We start from the raw sequence: 1,809 nt of genomic DNA, 5'->3' as shown, positions 1-1,809 counted from the left end.
CGTCGGGGGTGAGGCGGGTGAAGTGCTGCCAGATGAAGATGCGGGAGGAGAGCATCGGTTCGCGGCGCAGCACGGTGTGGCAGCCCGCGCCACCGTCGAAGATGATCGCCAGCTGGGTGGAGGGCTCGTCCCACAGGTAGCGGAAGTACTCGAACGCCTCCCCGTTGAGCCACTGGGCCTCGTCGACGAGGAAGGTGCGGGGGCGCTCGGCCAGGGCGGTCTTGAGCAGACGGTCGAATTCGCTGGGGTGGCGCGGCGGCTCGCCAGCCAGGTCGAGCGCGGTGAACAGCTCGTAGCGCACCGCTCGGGCGGTGGGACGGGCCCGGAAGGTGATCTTGCGGACGTCCTCGCCGGGTTCAAGTTCACGCAAGCAGGTGTTGACGGCGAGCGTCTTGCCGAAGCCGGCGCCGCCGTGGATACACATCATCGCGCGGGCAGCGACCGTATCGCCGATGTTCTCCCGCGCGGTGAGCAGGGCGCGGGTGGTGACCACGGAGGCGTCGGGCAGGTCGACGTACTGGTAGGTGGCCGCGGTCACGAGGCGTCTCCGTCTTCAGTGGTCTGAGCAGTCGATCCGGGCACACGCCCGGGGGGAGGTTCGGATGGGACGGAAGCAGGCTGGCCGGGCGCGGTCCGGGTGACGAGGGATGGCGGGGTGCGCCAGTCGGCTGGGGGCGCGGCGGGCGGGATGAGGTCCGGCATCGCCAGATCGGACAGGTCGGCGCCAGCGGCCTGGGAGAGCTCGGCCTCGGCCTGCGCGGTGGTCAGGGTGCCGAGCCGCTGGGGGGCCTCGGGCTGGTTCACGGCTGCGTAGCGCTCGCGCTGTGAGCCCTCCAGGTCCTTCTTCAGGCGGCGGGCGCGGGCGGCCCGTGCCCGTCGCACAGCGCTGACCTGTTCCTCGGTTGCCTGGTCGGCCAGGTCCGCAGGACCGAGGTAGCGGCCGGTGGCCGCGTGGTAGACCTCGATGCGGTGGTCGTGGTGGGGCATGAAGCGGACCCGGACCTGGATCCCGGACTGACCGGTCATCCACGGCCCCACATAGTCACGTTTCCTGAAGCGGATACCGCGGGTCGTCAGCGTGCGGGTGCCGGCGTCCTCCAGGGTGAACGTCCACAGATCCGCCGCGGCCACGTCCCGTAGCGGGGTGGGATCGTCCTGCCACGCCTCAAGCGGAGTCCTGCCCCGCAACGGCGCGGGCTGGTGTTCGGTGTTCCACCACAGCGCCCAGGCGAGCAGCCGGGCGGTGAAGTCCTCGAAGCCGAGCAGTACCTCGTCCTTCGGGCGGGAAGGCCGTTTGCCGGGGCGCGGCTGGCGGGCGTAGCCGGGCAGCGCGGCCAGGAACATGCTCTCCACCGACCGGTTCAGGCCCTCCACGGTGCCCTTGAGGTGCGGGGTGTAGGCGGGCAGGTCCTCCACCGTCACGTCCAGGAGATCGAACGCGGCGGTCACCGTCCTGGACAGGAAGTCCTTGCCGCGGTCGACTCGCACTTTCTCGGGCAGGCCGCCGAACGGGCCGTAGGGGTCCTCGCGCAGGACCGCGGAGCGCAGCGCGGCCAGCACCGACTCCCGCGACGGATGCGCCGGCGTCACGGCGACGCCGGTGATCGCGTTGGTGGCGCAGTCGGTGAACCAGGTGATCCACGGCCTGCGGGCCCTGCCCTCGACATCGACCAGCACCGGGGCCTGGACGTGGTCGGTCTCCCACACCTGATTGCGCCAGCCCCGCGGCCGGGCCAGGAACACATCGTGCTTGCGCGCCGCCCGCTCCCCACCGGCAAGTCCAGCCCGCTCCCCCGGCGTCAGATCACG

The 1,809-nt window shown here is 71.5% G+C and carries 2 protein-coding genes; both read right to left on the bottom strand.

Features of this window, described 5'->3' with window-relative positions; all coding sequences use genetic code 11:
* The coding region (locus AC07DW_RS34300) for an AAA family ATPase (protein ID WP_478861502.1) at positions 1–538 on the bottom strand (538 nt) is incomplete at its 3' end.
* Positions 535–1,809 (bottom strand): transposase (locus AC07DW_RS34295; protein ID WP_478861501.1); only part of this gene is annotated, 1,275 nt, incomplete at its 5' end. The genes AC07DW_RS34295 and AC07DW_RS34300, both read right to left, overlap by 4 nt.

This window comes from Streptomyces sp. NPDC045701, from assembly GCF_056432045.1.
This window is presented reverse-complemented; position numbering and strand designations above follow the sequence as displayed.